Here is a 14836-nt window from a genome sequence, read left to right as displayed (position 1 = left end):
TGGCATCCTTTCGAGGTCTGGCCCGATTTCCACGAGGACGACATGAAGGGCACCCACGAACTCGACCTGAACCTGCGCCCGGTTGTCGGGCTCGCCGACGAATATCCGGCTGGCTTCGTCGACAGTGCGCACTCTCACGAACGCATCCAGCTGCTCTATGCGTCCAGCGGTGTGATGTCTGTCGTCACGGACAAGACCACGTTTGTCATTCCGCCGCAGCGCGCTGTGTGGATCCCCAGCCAGGTGCGCCATGAAGTGTCGTGCCGCGGACCGGTTTCACTGCGAACGCTGTATATTGATCCGAGGTATGAGCGCGAAGATCCTGATTGCCACATCGTCGAGGTCGGCACGCTTCTGAAGGCTCTGATCCTGGAAGTGACGCACTTTGATCCCTGCTACGATATCGATGGACGCGAAGGACAGATCGTCAGTTTGCTGATCAGCGAGCTGCTCGCCTCTCCGAAGGTTCCGTACGCTGCCCCCATGCCGACCGATCCCCGCCTCGTCCGGGTCTGCCGTGAAATCATTGATCATCCCTCCGACCGCCGGGACATTGACGACTGGGCCGATCTGGCGGGCATGAGCCGTCGCAGCTTCACCCGGGCGTTCAAGCGCGAAACGGGCATGGGCGTCGCCCTGTGGCGTCAGCAGGTCCGGCTGCTCGAAGCGCTCTCGCTTTTGTCGACCGGTACCAGCGTCACCGCGGTCGCGATGGATGTCGGCTATGACAGCGCCAGCGCATTCTGCGCGATGTTCCAGCGCGCATTTGGAATTTCACCGAGCCGTTTTTCGTTCTGAACAGCCGCTGCGGTAGTCGCAAACGGGCAGCCTGACCTCAGGCCGTCACGCCCTTTGGCGCGAGCCGGTCACGCAGTTCGCGCTTCAGGAATTTTCCGCTGGCGTTGCGCGGCAGGGCTTCGTCGAGGAACCAGATGTAACGCGGAATCTTGTGCTTCGCCATGATCCCCGCACAATGCGCGCGCAGTTCGTCTTCGGTCAGCGTATCGCCCGGCTTCAGCACGACTGCGACACCCACCTCTTCGCCAAGCCGGTCGTCAGGCACACCGAACACGCAGCACTCCGCCACCGCGTTCTGGCGGTAGATCACCCCTTCCACTTCCGCGCAGTAGACGTTCTCGCCGCCGCGCAGCACCATGTCCTTCTTGCGGTCCACGATGAAGATGAAGCCGTTCTCGTCGATGCGCGCGATGTCGCCGGTGTGCAGCCAGCCATCGGTGATCGAGGCGGCGGTCGCTTCCGGGCGGTTGATGTAGCCCTTGATCACCGGTGCGCCGCGAACCCATAGCTCGCCAACTTCACCTTGCGCGACCGTATCGCCATTATCGTCAACGCACTTGGCTTCGAATGTCGGCATCCAGGGGCCGGCGCTGTCCGGCTTGTCGACAAAGAAGTCGCCGGAAATCGACGTGATGATGCCGCAGGTCTCCGTCATGCCGTATCCGGTGCCCGGCCGCGCCGTCGCGACTTTAGATTCAATCTTCGCCACCAGATCGGGCGGAACCTGCGCGCCGCCGCCGGCGAGGGCCAGAAGGCTGGATGTGTCGGTCGTCGCGAAATCCGGATGGTTGATCAGTTCGCGGGCCATCACCGGCACGCCGCTCATGCCGGTCACCCGCTCGCGCGCGATCAGGCGTAGGGCTTCGCCGGCTTCCCAGCGGTACATCAGCACCAGCGCGCCGCCGGCCGCCGTCGCAGCATAGGCGCCGCAATTGTTGGCGGTCACATGGAACAGCGGCGTCGTGATCAGTGTCACCGGCACCGGCGGCGTCGCCGGCGGCGCGACCCCGGTCGCCCGCTCCACGGCGAGCGCCGACGAGGCAGCCGCAAACATCATGTTGAACAGGTTCGACACGCAGCCGCGATGCGTCAGCTGGGCACCCTTGGGAAAGCCGGTCGTGCCCGAGGTGTAGAAGATGCAGGCATCCGAGTCCGGATCGACCGTCACGTCCGGCATCGCGCCGCCGCCGGACACGACATCTGCCCACGGCGTCACATCGCTCGCCGGCTGGCCGAGGCGCACGCCGACCAGCTTGAACTTGCCCGCAAGGTCCGGACGTTCACGCAACCGCTCCAGTCGCTCGGAATCCAAGAACAGCACCTTCGGCGCCGAATCTTCCAGCGCGTAGGCCATTTCTTCCGGCGTCCACCACGCGTTCATGCCGACGACGGCGATGCCGGTCGACACGCAGGCCCAATAGATCAGCATCCATTCCGGATAGTTGCGCATCGCGATCGCGACCCGGTCGCCGGCCTTCACGCCTTGCGCCGCGAGCCAAGCCGCCACCGCGTTCACCTGCGCGTGGGCGCCGGCATAGGTCAGGCGCTCGCCCTCGTACACCAGGTAGGTCCGCTCGGCGAACTGCATCGTCGACAGCCAGACTTCGCGCACGCTCGGCGGCGCATTCTTGAATGTCAGCAGGCTGTTGCCGAGCACGTCAGCCTTCACGACTTCGAAGGCCCCGCCGGGACCTGTGAGTTCGGCGCGTGCCTGTTTGAGCTCGGCGTAATGCATGTGTCTCCCCTGATCATTTTGCGGTGTTTTGGCCGATCATGCACATAACCTTGCGCAGGGGAACAGTTTGCCCGAGGGCAAGCACTGCAAGTTGGCCGGCTTTCGGGCTTTTCAGGTAGGGGATTCCGGGCCGCGCCACAGGTGGTCCGCGGTGATATCCGCCAGCCGGGCGCAGCCCGTCAGCGCCATGGTGATTTCCAGCTCCTCCCGGAGGGTCCTCAACAGGTGCGCCACGCCGAGCGCGCCCGCCACCGCCAGCGCGTGAATGTACGGCCGGCCGACCATCACGGCCGTCGCGCCAAGGGCGATGGCCTTGAACGCGTCGGCGCCGCGCCGGATGCCGCTGTCGAGCAGGATGGGAACCGCCCCGTTCAGCCTCGCCGCCACCGCCGGCAGCGCGTGCAGGGCGGCCGGCGCCGTATCGAGCACCCGGCCGCCATGGTTCGACACCACGACGCCCGCGGCGCCCGTTTCTACCGCCCGCGCGGCGTCGTCCGGGTGCAGGATGCCTTTCACGAAGACGGGAAGCCTGGTCTGGCGAACGAGCCAGTCGACATCTTTCCAGGTCGGGGCCGTGTGCATCGCCTGGTCAAACACCCGGCTCACGCCAGCGCCTTCGCCCGCCGCCGGGATCGGTTGCACCTCCGGCATGTTTTCGGCCTCCAGGTGCGCCGGCAGTGCGAACCCCGCGCGTTGTTCGCGGTTGCGCAGTCCGGCGAGCGGCGCATCGACCGTGACGATCAGGGCGCGGCAACCGGATGCCTCGGCGAGGCGCACTACACCGGCTGTCGCTTCGCGTGAGGCCTGCATGTAGATCTGGAACCAGACCGGCGCACCACCGGGGACCACCAACGCTTCGATTGCGGTGGTCGCTACAGCAGAGACAGCGAACACCGTATCCATCGCCTGCGCGGCCCGCGCGACCTCCAGTTCGCCGCCGGGATGGAAAAGCTTCTGCCAGCCGACGGGCGCCAGCAGGAACGGGTGTGCGAGCTGCTCGCCCGCGAGCGATAGGCGCGTGTGCCCGCCTTTCACGTCCACAAGCTGCCGGGGCGCGAGTTTCAGGGCGCTGAACGCCGCCGTGTTTTCACGCAGCGTGATCTCGTCGCCCGCCCCGCCTTCGAGATAAGCCAGAGTGGCCGGCGGGAGATGGTCCTGCGCGCGTCGTGCATAGTCGCCGGCGCTCACGAGGTCGCGGGGAATGGAGGTCAGGGGCGGCAGCGGGCCTGTCATGCTTCAGGCATCTGCCCACTGTCGCAGCAGGTTGTGATAATGCCCCGTCAATGCAACCACTTCCGGCGCATCTTCCAGCCGTGCGCGAAGTGACTGGATCGCCGTGTCCAGCTGGAACAGCATGTTTCGCTGCGCATCATCCCGCACCATGCTTTGCACCCACAGGAAGGAGGCGAGGCGCGTGCCCTGCGTGACCGGCTCGACGCGGTGAAGGCTGGTGGAGGGGTAGAGGACAGCGTCGCCTGCCGCCAGCTTCACCTCGTGCTCGCCGTAAGTGTCGTCGACGATCAATTCGCCGCCGGTGTAATCGGACGGCTCATTCAGGAACACGGTGACCGAAACATCTGTTCGCACCATTGCGCCGGTTTCCGGATCTGCGTGTAGTGCGCTGTCGACATGGGCGCCGTACTTTCCGCCGCCTTCATAGCGGTTGAAGCGCGGCGCAAGGATCGTGCGGGGCAGGGCAGCCGACACGAACAGCGGATTGCGAAGCAGCGCTGTCTTGATCGTTTGGCTCATCGCGGCCGCCTCCGGCGCATCCGCCGGCAATTGCAGGTTCTGCTTGACGCGCTTGGCCTGGTTGCCCGCCGTAGAGGACCCGTCCTGCCAGCGGGCGTTGCCGAGCCTGCAGCGCAAATCCGCCAGCTCCTGCGCATTCAATACGGAGGGAATGTGCAGGAGCATGGCGGTGTTTTCCGTTCAGAAGCGCACGTTGAGCGACAAGTAGCCCGACAGCGGGCGTCCGGGCGTAAGGCGCGCGCCCGAATTGTTCAGCGTCGCGATATAGGTCTCGTCCAGCAGGTTGTACACGTTCAGCTGGAGCGACACGCGCTCGGTGAGATCGTAGCGCGCCATCGCGTCAACCACCCAGTTCTCGGGAATGACGGGCACGTTCTGCGTGGACAGGTCTGCTCCCGGCACAACAACGCGCTTCTGCTCGCCAGTGTACCGGGCGCCGCCGCCGACGGTGACGGAAGGCGTGATCGTGTACGAGGTCCAGAACGTTGCTGCGAGTTCCGGCGACCAGCGCGCGCTTGAGCCTTGCGTATTGTTGCCCGTGGTGCCTTCCGTGATTTCCGTATCGGTCGTGGTCAGCCCGGCTGACACTTGCCAGTCGGGCGTGATCTGTCCGATCGCCGAAACCTCGATGCCGGAAACGGTTCGCTCGCCCAGCTGCTCGTAAGTCAGGGTGCCGGGGTCGAGGATCGCGAGTTCATCCTTGTTGGTCGTCTCGTAGTAGGCGGCGGCGAGGGCAAGGCGGTTGTCGAATACGTCCCATTTCGTGCCGACTTCGAAATTGTCGGTCTCTTGCGGATCGAACGCCGGATTGTTGATGTTCGACTCGGTCGCAGACAGCTGGAAGTTGGCGCCGCCGGGCGGCGTCGATGCGGTTGCGAAGCTGACATAGACGCTTCCGTTGCTGGCCGGCTTGTAAAGCGCTGCAAGCTTCCAGCTGACGAGATTGCCGTCCGAAGAGAGGGAATTCGGCACCAATGTGCCGACCGGCAGCGCCGGATGGCTGGTCGCCGTCGACAGGACGATGGAGTCGATGTCGGTGCTGTAATTCTCGGCACGAAGCCCGGCGGTCAGGAACCACTTTTCGTCGAACTTGATCGTGTCGAAGAAGAAGGCCGCCAGCGTTGTCGTGTTGCCGTCCGATACGGCGCCCGTCGGGGCCGGAATGGGCAGGTCGATATTTGAAACCGGTTCGTAAAGCGGCGCAGGCGGAATGGTCAGGCCGGTGGTGCTGAAGGAGGCGCTTTCCTGCGACTCGTAGAGCGCCTCGAGGCCAGCCGAGAAATCATGCGTGAGTACGCCGGTATCGAAGCTGCCCGTGAGGATGGTCTGGTTCGCGAGGATTTCGTTGACCTGGTCTACCCGTTGGCGTGAACGCGAGACCGTCCATGTGTCCGGATCGGCAGACGGTGCTGCAAGGGTGTTGATACCCGTCAGTACACGGTCCATTTCGGTGCGCCCCCAGCGCGCCGTGTTGGTGAGCTCCAGGCCCCGGCCGAAGTCGTGCAGGATCTTGGCGGTGATCATGTTGGCTTCGATGTCTTCAAAATCTTGGTTGCTGCCATAGTAGTTTTCCGGATCGACGGTTTCTCCGTTCCGCAGCAGGGGATCGGCATTGTAGAAGCCTTCAAGTCCGATCGACGGAATGCCGCCGTCCGGCACGTTCTCCTGCACCACATGCTGGCCGAACAACTGGAACTGCGTGGGCGTTCCGATGCCAAACGCGATCGACGGCGCGAGTCCGTAGCCGGTGTTGGTAACCTCATCCCGGCCCGTCACCGGGATGTCCTGCACCATCAGGTTCAGGCGTCCGGCAATTCCATTGCCGAGGTTTTCGTTGGCATCTGCGGTGAAGCGGGTCCCACCTTCTGACGTCACGCCGGCGGTCAGAGACGCAAAGGAGTCCCCCTTGGGCGTCTTTGAGATCTGGTTGATGTAACCGGACGAGGCGGCCCGGCCAATGTCGGAACCTGCCGGTCCTTTCGCCACTTCCACCTGCTCGAGATTGAAGCTGTCGCGCGTCACGGCGCCGAGGTCGCGGATGCCGTCCTGGAAGATCGAAGACTGCGACGAGAATCCGCGCATCGTGAACGCATCGCCAGACGACGTGTTGCCATTCTCGCCGAGTTGCAGGGTAATGCCCGGCGTATTGCGCAGCGCATCGACGAGCGTCAGCGCGCCCTGGTCGGCGATCAGCTGATTGCTGATCACCGTCAGCGTCTGAGGCGTATCGACCAGCGCCTGCGTCAGCTTCGCAGAGGAGGATTCGTCCACCTTGTACTTCGTCTCGTGTCCGTCGACGTAGATCGTCTCTTCGCGCCGCTCGGCATCGCCGCGGCCCTCATCGTCTGCATGCGCCATCACCGGGAACGTGCTCGTGATCGCCGCGGCGAGGAGAAGGCGGGATGCGGCGGTATGTTTGCGATTGCGTATCATTGTCGGTTTCCTGAGTCTGGGAGGGACGTCCGCGCGGCGCGGTAAAAGATGGTCGAGTGAACGGTGGACGAAATGCGGTGAGGGAAGAGGGCGGTCGAACCGGCTAGGCCAGCTCGCCGGGAACGCACGTTTAGGGGTTGGTTTTGTTTACGAAATTTCCCCGCATCTGATTGGCAAGCGATCCGGCGCTCACCGGACCCGAGACCTGCGCCTATCGAGTTTGAGAATCATTTGCAACAAGATTCTTGCGACTGGTTCTCAAAAAGAAGGCGCTGATCGCCAGTCGTGGAGCAAGCGGAGCTGTCTGCGGGGAGTTCAAAATCCGTTTGGACTGTCCACACGACTTTTGGAGTACTTGTGGAGCACGAAACCGGGCGCCTGCGCATTCGCGCATGCCTTTCGAAAGCTTGCGCCGAGCCGCTTTGAACCGTTGACATTTCTGCGAATGAGTTGCAATTGCGATCCATGACGGGCGCTTCGCGGTGCTCACTTCAGCCGGAAAAGCCCACCTTGGATCCCCGATCAGACACCCTCGAGCGCGACATCGCACAAGTCGATCCGCCGCGCCCCGGACCGCGCCTGAAGTGGCCGGGAATGCTCTTCTGGAAGCGCCAGGCCCGCACATGGCACTGGATGTCCGGGGCAATCTGCCTCGTCGGCATGCTGCTCTTTGCGGCCACCGGAATCACACTGAACCATGCGCAGGACATCCCCGCGCGCCCCCGCGTCGTCGAGCACCAACTCGTCCTCTCGGCCGCCGCCCTTGAGGCCATTTCACCGGAAGCCTTGCCCGGAAACGACAGCGAGGCGCCGCCCGTCCTGCAACGCGAACTGCGCCGCGAGCTTGGCGTAGACCTCTCCCGCGCCGAAGCCGAACTCACCGACGTCGACGTTTACTTCAACTTGCCCCGCCCGGGCGGCGACGCGTGGCTGAGCATTGATCGGTACACGGGCGAAGTGCTGTACGAAGTCACTTCACGCGGCGGGATTGCTTACGTCAACGACCTGCACAAGGGGCGCAATACCGGCGCGGCCTGGTCATGGTTCATCGATGTGTTCGCGGTTGCGTGCATCGTCTTTTGCGCGACGGGACTGTGGTTGCTGCAGATGCATGCCGGGCGGCGGGGCTCAACCTGGTTTCTCGTCGGCGGAGGGCTTGCGGTGCCTGTCCTGCTTCTTGTCCTGTTTGTTCACTTGTGAGGTATTCTGTATGCGTGCAATCCTGACGGTCGCCGGTTTGTCGTTGTTGGCGGCGCCGGCTCTGGCTGAAGACGTGCAGATCGAACTGACGATTCCGCGGCTCGACGTCGCGGAATATCACAGGCCCTACGTCGCCGTCTGGATCGCGGCACCGGACCAGACTGTAGTTGCCAACCTCGCCGTCTGGTACCAGCAGGCGCGCAGCAATGGCGGCGAAAAAGGCGAGACGTGGTTGAAGGAATTGCGCCAATGGTGGCGCCGGTCGGGCCGCGAACTCGACATGCCGGTCGACGGGGTTTCAGGCCCCACGAAGGCGCCGGGCGTTCAGGAAATTTCATTGCCGACTGATGCCGGCCCGCTGAGCAAGCTGAAGCCGGGTGACTACATCCTCGTGGCTGAGGCGGTTCGCGAAGTCGGCGGACGCGAAATGGTCAGCGTGCCTTTCAGCTGGCCGCTGAAGGCCGCCGTCACCGGCGCGGGCTCGGAAGAGCTCGGCAAGGTAAGCCTTCGCATCTCGAACTAGAAATCCACAGCGCTTCCTGCGCTTCACAAAGGAGCAAGATATGAAAACCGGTATGATCAGAATCTGCGCGGCCGTTGCCGCTGCAATGACTCTGGCGGGGAGCGCAAGTGCCCATAGGGCCTGGATGCTGCCGTCAACCTTCACCCTGTCAGGCGAGGAACAATGGGTCTCTGTGGAAGGTGCTGTCTCGAACAATCTCTTCTTCGCAAACCACAATGCGCTGCGGCTGGAGTCCGTCACGGTCACGGCGCCGGATGGATCCGGCGTCGCGATCGAGAACGCCGCCAGCGGCAAGCTGCGGTCGATGTTCGATGTGAAGCTGGACCGTCAGGGGACGTACAAGATCTCTTCAGCCAGCTCGGGCTATTCGGCAAGTTGGAAGGAAGGCGAGGAAACCAAGCGCTGGCGCGGAACCGCCGAAGAGCTGGAATCCAGCGGCGCGGCCTCGAAGCCGGGCGCTGAAATCTCGCGCAACTCGCGCCGCAATGAAACCTTTGTTACGCTGGGCACGCTGACCGGGTCGGTCTTCGCATCTGATGGGGCTGGACTTGAACTCAAGCCGGTGACCCACCCCAACGATATCTTCACCGGCGAGGACGTCTCGTTCCAGTTCCTCGTCGACGGCAAGCCTGCGGCGGGTGTTGCCGCGCAGATCGTCCGCGGCGGCGACCGCTACCGCGACAACGAGGACGCCGTCACCGTAACCAGCGACGCATCGGGCATGATCACGTTTGCGCTGGATGAGGCGGGCGCCTACTGGCTTGAGGCCGACCATGAAGGCCAGGGACTCTTCAGGGGAAAGCCGATCACGGAGCGGATGACGTATGTCATGACGTTTGAAGCACTCCCGAATTGAGCAACGTCCAGCTCCTCATACCGGACGATTTCGAGCGCGGCGATGTTGTGCCGCCGCCCGAGACGTTCGTTCCCGGATCGATGTCGGGGGAGACGATGGGCACGGTCTGGTCCGCGCGCTGGTTTGCGCCGCCGGATGTCGGGCGGGAGTTGGTTGCGACCGCTTTCGACGAAGTTTTCACGTCCACGATCCGTGACTTCAGTTCCTGGGAGCCGGATTCGGCGGTGTCGCGGTTCAATCGCCTTCGGGCTGGAGAGTCGCTCGAAATGAGCGAGGATTTTGCTCGCCTGCTGGACCTTGCCCTGGAAATTGCGCGGGCAAGTCACGGCGCATTCGACCCGTGCCTGGGCGGGGATGTCGTTGCGCGGGGATTTGGCCCGGTGGATTTCCAGCCAGTCGGGCAGGGCGAGCGCCCCGGGCCGGAGATATGGAACGCGTTGATCGACGCGACGGCGCGGCTTCGACAGCCGGGAGGGGTCGTTCTCGACTTCTCGGGCATCGCAAAGGGGCATGCGGTCGACCGATTGGCGCAGGCGCTGCGCCACGCCGGCGTGAACCATTTCCTGGTCGAGATCGGCGGCGAATGCATTGCGCGCGCCGTGAAGCCAGGCTCGATGCCGTGGTGGGTCGAGCTGGAAAATCCTGTGCCTGCTGGAGCGGCTTGGCGGGTCGCTGCCTGCGGTCACGCCATAGCGACTTCCGGGGATTACCGTCAGATGCGTGTCGTTGACGGCAAGGCGGCCTCGCACATCGTTCCCGTCAAGGCGCGCCGCACCGAATTCGGAGATCTGGCCAGCGTCACCATTGTGCACGAAAACTGCGCCGCTGCCGACGCCTGGGCCACGGCACTTTTTGCGTCGGGCGACGCCGGACTTGAAATCGCCAATGCGCGCGGACTGGCCGCGTTGTTCCAGTACCGGGACGCGCCGCCCCGGATGTCTGATCGTCTGGGCCGCTGGCTCGACTGAAGCGCGGCGAAACTCCCGCGATACGGCGCTCGCCTCTGCGACGCCTGGCTTGGACAGTGCGATTGACAATCCCATCAGAATGCATAAATCTAACGTTCTTAGATTTATATGAATGCGCGAGCATGGGGCGAGGAGTCAGGCATGAATCTCATCGATACACGGGACAACGACATTGTCGGTAGCGAAACTTCGCCCACCACGGGTCTCAAGCGCGTCCAGACGATCAATGACCTGAGCGCGAGCCAGATTGCCGCGATCCGGAAGATCCCTTCGCATGACAAGGCGGCGCCGAAGGCGATCGATGAATCGCGCCTTGCGTCGATCTTTCTCGATCAGGAGCATTTTGACCGCGAGCAGAAGAACATCTTCCGGCGGTTCGGTGTGCCGGTGACGTTGTCGAGCCTTATTGCGAAGCCCGGTAGCGCCATCGCACACGAAGGCTACGGCGTTCCGCTGCTCGTCACGCGCGACCGGGACGGCAAGGTGCGGGCGTTCCTGAACGCCTGCATGCACAAGGGCTCGAAGCTGATCGAGGACTGCGAGCCCCACAAGACGAACAAATTGACTTGTCCCTACCATGCATGGACCTTTGCGCTGGATGGCCGCCTGGTCGCGGTGCCGCGCGAAGAGACGCTCAAGAATTTTGACAAGTCCAAGCGCGGACTCGCTGAGCTCGCCTGCCATGAAGCCGGCGGCATCATCTGGGTGATGCTCGACCAGAACGCAAAGCCAGATTTTTCCGGCGCTGACGACGAACTTGTGAGCGATCTGGAGGCTTTCGACATCCCCAGAATGCACGTCTACGGACGAAAGACGTTTGACCTGAAGGCGAACTGGAAACTGGTTCAGGAGCCGTTCCTGGAAGGCTATCACGTGCAGCGCCTGCATGCGCGTACAGTGGGGCCGCTGTTCGCAGACGTGCCCAACGTGACCCACGCGCTGGGCCTGAACATTCGCCAGATTTCCGGCAAGATGGATTTCACCCCGGAATGCCTCGATCTCGCCGGCGAGAATATCCACAAGTCGGTGACGCATGCTTACCTCGTGTTCCCCAACACGGTGATCGTCACCAGCCCTTATTATATCAGCGTGATGTTCATCATGCCGAGCGCGCCGGACCGCACCATCGTTGACTATGTGATGCTGACGCGCGGCGGAACGGACAACGAGAAGGCCGCCGAGGTCTACAAGCGGTCTTACGACATGATCCTGAATGTGTTCGGAAACGAGGATTTCCGGGCCGCCGAGATTTCCCAGTCGGGCCTTGCCACGGGTGCGCTTAAGGAAGTCGTTTATTGCGGACTCGAAGAGACAATCCCGATGTATTACGAGATTCTCGAACGATACCTTTGATCCGCGCGCCGGACCTGGACTGACATCATTCGAAATTACGATGGACGCAGCCACATGAAGCTGCGCCGCTAGGGGAGGCGAGCATGCAGACAATCAGCAGCGCGATCAATTGGTGGGCGGAGGATACACCCGACCAGCTGGCACTTGCATTCGGATCCGACCGGATCAATTACCGCGAACTTCGCGACTGGTCAGAGCGCATCGCACAAATGCTGATCGACCGCGGCGTGGAACGCGGAGACCGGGTCGGCATTTGTGCCGCAAACTCAATTGAATACTGCGCGCTGATCCACGGCGTGTTGCGAGCCGGCGCGATCGTGTCGCCGCTCAACATGCGCTACACGCGCCACGAACTCGCCGAACTGGTCGAAGACACTTCGCCGCGCCTGATGTTTGCGGACGCGGACCGCGCTGGCCTTGTGCGCGACCTGGGTATTCCACTACTCGCGCTAGAGCAGGTGCGCGACCTCGCCAAGGGGCCGCGGGTCAAGGTGGATCGTCTGCCGCTGCCGGACGACCCGGTCGTAATCATCGCGACCAGCGGATCGACGGCCAAACCAGAGGGCGTCGTCTTCTCGAACCGGACGATGACGAGCTATGTGTCCGGATGGGCGTTCGAAACGCCCGAGATCACGCGCGGCGCGCGGGTGATCGTGCCGGCGCCTCTGAACACGTCTGCCGGCTTTGTCCAGCTCATCCACTATTCGACGCTTGGCTGCGGCCTGTTCTTCGAATCGGCGTTCGATCCTGCGGTGTTTCTCGACATTCTCGTGCGGGAAAAGATCAACGGCTTTGGTGCCGTTCCGCTTTTCTTCGAGCGCATTGCCGATAGCCCGAAATTTGAAGAGGCGGACCTGTCGGCCATCCGCGTCGCGACGACTGGCGGATCCTCCGTGAGCCGGGCCTTGCAGGACCGCTGGGCCCGGAAGGGAATTATCCTTCGCCAGATCTACGGACAGACCGAATGTGGCGGCAACGCAACCATCATGCCTGCAAAGCTTGCCGCGAAGTTTCCGGAGAAGTGTGGGCGCGGCGGAATCTTCACGGAGCTCGCCATCGCGGGAAGCGACGGCAAGTTCCTGCCGCCCGGCGAGGTCGGCGAAATCCTGATGCGGGGGCCGGGCACAATGATCGGCTATTGGAACAATCCCGAAGCCACGGCTCAGACCCTGAAAGATGGCTGGCTGCACTCAGGCGATCTCGGGGTGCTGGATGAAAACGGCCTGCTGACATTCGTGGACCGGATGAAAGATCTGATCATCTCCGGCGGGCTCAACATCTCGGCCGCCGAAGTCGAGCGCGCGGTACTGGCTTTCGACGGAGTCGAGGAGGTCATGGTGATTGCGGCGAAAGACAAGAAGTTTGGCGAGACGCCGATGGCGGTGGTCTATGCGCGTCGCCCCATCGACGTGCCGGCGCTGATTGCGCACTGCAACGAGCGGCTCGCAGACTACAAGGTGCCGCGCTACGTCGTGGTCGAAAACGAGCCGATGCCGCGCACGGCGACCGGAAAGCTGTCGAAGCCGACGATGCGCGAAAGATACAAGGACGCGGCTGAAACGCTCCCGCGCGTCCGTTAGGTCGCTGCCGGTTCGGTCATTCGTGCGGCAGTCGCACGGATGACGTCGGCTGCCCGCCAGGCCAATGCCATGGTGGGCCCGTTCGTATTGCCGGATGGAATGGCCGGCATGATCGATGTGTCGATGATGCGCAAACCGTCCACGCCGCGCACGCGCAGGGCAGGGTCGACTACGGACGTCGCCGGGTCCTTGCCCATCCGGCAACTGCCGACCGCATGGTACCCGCAGGTGCCGAACTTGTCGTAGGCTTCAAGAATCTTCTCGTCCGTGTCGTAAGCCGGGCCCGGCATCGTTTCAGCTTCGATGTATTGGGCGAGCGGGGCCTGTTTCACATACGCGCGGGCGACCCGCACCGCGCCGATCATCGCGCGCCGGTCTTCTTCGGTATCGCGGTAGTTTGTCTGGAGTTGCGGCGGGGCATCGGGATCGACTGAACGGATGTGGACATGCCCGCGTGACGAGGGACGCAGCGGGTAGGCCGTAATGTGCATGCCCGGAAAGCGTTCGACATCCTGGCGGTGCTTGTCGAAGTCAAAGCTGAACGGCGCGAACAGGAATTGCGCGTCGGGCCGGTTCAGTCCGGGCTGCGTCTTGAACCAGGCGACCTGTTCATAGGCGGCTGCCGAGAGCGGGCCTTTGCGCGTGAGGTAGTATTGCAGGCCGGACTGAAGGACGCGCCAGCCGAAGTATTTCTTGTTGTGCGAAATATCCGCGTTGAGCTTCCACTGGATGATGATGGCGCGGTGCTCGATCAGGTTTTCACCGACATTGCTGTTGGCGACCAGCACGGGGATACCCAGCTGCGCCAGGCGATCGGCGTCGCCAATTCCGGAACGCTCGAGAATGCCGGGCGAGGCCATAGCGCCGCCGCATAGAATGACTTCCCGCGTTGCCCTGATCGCCTTCGACTGGCCGCCTTGGACAGCGTGGACGCCGACCGCGCGCTTGCCGTCGAACATCACCTTGTCGACCGTCGTGTCGGTGAGGATGGTCAGGTTTGCGCGGCTGCGGACCGGATCGATGAATGCGGTCGACGCGCTGACCCTGCGGCCCTTGTACACCGTGCGCGGCGCGTAGCCGATGCCTTCGATATCGTTGGGCGCATTGGTGTCGGGCTTTTCCTCCCAACCCATTGATTTGCCGGCCTCGAGAATGGCTTCGGTGAGCGTGTCCTTCGTGTCCGGCACGGTTATCTTCAACGGGCCTGCGCCGCCTCGGGTTTCAGCGGCGCCGAGTTCGTGCGCTTCCAGCGCGGCATACGCCTTGCCGATGTGTAACCAGTTCCAGTCGTCGCTAGAAGATTCCGCGATGGCGTCGAAGTCGGCGGGTTGGCCGCGCACGTACATCATGCCGTTGATCGAGCTGGAGCCTCCGAGCACGCGGCCCCGTACCCACACTTCGGGCGTGTTCGCGTTGGTCTCTTCTGGCTCGCTCGCGTACGCCCAGATGTGGCTGGGGTCGGCCATGACCTTGGCCAGGCCTTTGGGCATATGAATGAACGGGTGGGCGTCACGCGGACCCGCTTCAAGGAGCGCCACGCGCACTTTGGGATCCTCGGACAGACGATACGCCAGAACGCAGCCTGCAGCGCCGGCGCCAACGATGACGTAGTCAAACTCGGCCATGGAAATCTCCCGC

Annotated in this window: 12 protein-coding genes; 7 read left to right on the top strand and 5 right to left on the bottom strand. The window is 63.2% G+C overall.

Annotation, left to right across the window (positions count from 1 at the left end; translation table 11 throughout):
* Nucleotides 1-42: 42 nt before the first annotated feature.
* Nucleotides 43-798, top strand: a complete 756-nt coding sequence (locus IPK75_17520) for a helix-turn-helix transcriptional regulator (protein ID MBK8200151.1) — start codon at nucleotides 43-45, stop codon at nucleotides 796-798.
* A gap of 37 nt (nucleotides 799-835) precedes the next feature.
* Here the strand turns inward: IPK75_17520 and IPK75_17515 are convergent, their stop codons facing one another.
* The 4 genes from IPK75_17515 to IPK75_17500 form a co-directional block, all read right to left on the bottom strand.
* On the bottom strand, nucleotides 836-2533 hold the full coding sequence (locus IPK75_17515) for an acyl--CoA ligase (protein MBK8200150.1): 1698 nt from the start codon (nucleotides 2531-2533) through the stop codon (nucleotides 836-838).
* A 111-nt stretch (nucleotides 2534-2644) separates the two neighbouring features.
* Entirely contained in the window at nucleotides 2645-3766 is a 1122-nt protein-coding gene (locus IPK75_17510; protein MBK8200149.1) for an alpha-hydroxy-acid oxidizing protein, read from the bottom strand.
* A gap of 3 nt (nucleotides 3767-3769) precedes the next feature.
* On the bottom strand, nucleotides 3770-4450 hold the full coding sequence (locus tag IPK75_17505; protein MBK8200148.1) for a Fe2+-dependent dioxygenase: 681 nt from the start codon (nucleotides 4448-4450) through the stop codon (nucleotides 3770-3772).
* Nucleotides 4451-4465: 15 nt separating this feature from the next.
* Nucleotides 4466-6718: a catecholate siderophore receptor Fiu gene (locus IPK75_17500; protein ID MBK8200147.1), complete on the bottom strand. Its 2253-nt coding sequence runs from the start codon at nucleotides 6716-6718 to the stop codon at nucleotides 4466-4468.
* 594 nt (nucleotides 6719-7312) lie between these two features.
* On the opposite strand from IPK75_17500, the gene IPK75_17495 reads away from it, so the two are divergent.
* The 6 genes from IPK75_17495 to IPK75_17470 all read left to right on the top strand — a co-directional run bounded on the left by IPK75_17495 (nucleotide 7313) and on the right by IPK75_17470 (nucleotide 13198).
* Nucleotides 7313-7918 (top strand): PepSY-associated TM helix domain-containing protein, encoded by a 606-nt coding sequence (locus IPK75_17495; protein MBK8200146.1) that lies wholly within the window; start codon nucleotides 7313-7315, stop codon nucleotides 7916-7918.
* A 10-nt stretch (nucleotides 7919-7928) separates the two neighbouring features.
* Complete coding sequence (locus IPK75_17490) at nucleotides 7929-8441, top strand: DUF2271 domain-containing protein (GenBank protein ID MBK8200145.1); 513 nt, start codon at nucleotides 7929-7931, stop codon at nucleotides 8439-8441.
* Between the two features lie 40 nt (nucleotides 8442-8481).
* On the top strand, nucleotides 8482-9297 hold the full coding sequence (locus IPK75_17485; GenBank protein ID MBK8200144.1) for a DUF4198 domain-containing protein: 816 nt from the start codon (nucleotides 8482-8484) through the stop codon (nucleotides 9295-9297).
* Nucleotides 9294-10265, top strand: coding sequence for an FAD:protein FMN transferase (locus IPK75_17480; GenBank protein ID MBK8200143.1), 972 nt, complete (start codon nucleotides 9294-9296; stop codon nucleotides 10263-10265). The genes IPK75_17485 and IPK75_17480 overlap by 4 nt, the downstream gene beginning before the upstream one ends.
* Nucleotides 10266-10406: 141 nt before the next feature.
* Complete coding sequence (locus IPK75_17475) at nucleotides 10407-11618, top strand: aromatic ring-hydroxylating dioxygenase subunit alpha (protein ID MBK8200142.1); 1212 nt, start codon at nucleotides 10407-10409, stop codon at nucleotides 11616-11618.
* Between the two features lie 83 nt (nucleotides 11619-11701).
* Nucleotides 11702-13198: an AMP-binding protein gene (locus IPK75_17470; GenBank protein MBK8200141.1), complete on the top strand. Its 1497-nt coding sequence runs from the start codon at nucleotides 11702-11704 to the stop codon at nucleotides 13196-13198.
* Here IPK75_17470 and IPK75_17465 read toward each other — a convergent pair.
* Entirely contained in the window at nucleotides 13195-14823 is a 1629-nt protein-coding gene (locus IPK75_17465; GenBank protein MBK8200140.1) for an FAD-dependent oxidoreductase, read from the bottom strand. The two genes, IPK75_17470 and IPK75_17465, sit on opposite strands and share 4 nt — an antisense overlap.
* Between the last annotated feature and the right edge of the window lie 13 nt (nucleotides 14824-14836).

It is taken from the genome of Acidobacteriota bacterium, from assembly GCA_016712445.1.
Classification (GTDB): Bacteria; Pseudomonadota; Alphaproteobacteria; order Caulobacterales; family Hyphomonadaceae; genus Hyphomonas.
The sequence above is the reverse complement of the archived record's forward strand: the minus strand, read 5'-3'. Positions and strand labels throughout refer to the sequence as shown.

What these genes read in the sequence shown, in the direction of transcription:
- IPK75_17520 (MBK8200151.1), top strand. Translation starts at nt 43, where the DNA reads ATGAAGGGCACCCACGAACTCGACCTGAACCTGCGCCCGGTTGTCGGG.
- IPK75_17515 (MBK8200150.1), bottom strand. Translation starts at nt 2,533, where the DNA reads ATGCATTACGCCGAGCTCAAACAGGCACGCGCCGAACTCACAGGTCCC.
- IPK75_17510 (MBK8200149.1), bottom strand. Translation starts at nt 3,766, where the DNA reads ATGACAGGCCCGCTGCCGCCCCTGACCTCCATTCCCCGCGACCTCGTG.
- IPK75_17505 (MBK8200148.1), bottom strand. Translation starts at nt 4,450, where the DNA reads ATGCTCCTGCACATTCCCTCCGTATTGAATGCGCAGGAGCTGGCGGAT.
- IPK75_17500 (MBK8200147.1), bottom strand. Translation starts at nt 6,718, where the DNA reads ATGATACGCAATCGCAAACATACCGCCGCATCCCGCCTTCTCCTCGCC.
- IPK75_17495 (MBK8200146.1), top strand. Translation starts at nt 7,313, where the DNA reads ATGCTCTTCTGGAAGCGCCAGGCCCGCACATGGCACTGGATGTCCGGG.
- IPK75_17490 (MBK8200145.1), top strand. Translation starts at nt 7,929, where the DNA reads ATGCGTGCAATCCTGACGGTCGCCGGTTTGTCGTTGTTGGCGGCGCCG.
- IPK75_17485 (MBK8200144.1), top strand. Translation starts at nt 8,482, where the DNA reads ATGAAAACCGGTATGATCAGAATCTGCGCGGCCGTTGCCGCTGCAATG.
- IPK75_17475 (MBK8200142.1), top strand. Translation starts at nt 10,407, where the DNA reads ATGAATCTCATCGATACACGGGACAACGACATTGTCGGTAGCGAAACT.
- IPK75_17470 (MBK8200141.1), top strand. Translation starts at nt 11,702, where the DNA reads ATGCAGACAATCAGCAGCGCGATCAATTGGTGGGCGGAGGATACACCC.
- IPK75_17465 (MBK8200140.1), bottom strand. Translation starts at nt 14,823, where the DNA reads ATGGCCGAGTTTGACTACGTCATCGTTGGCGCCGGCGCTGCAGGCTGC.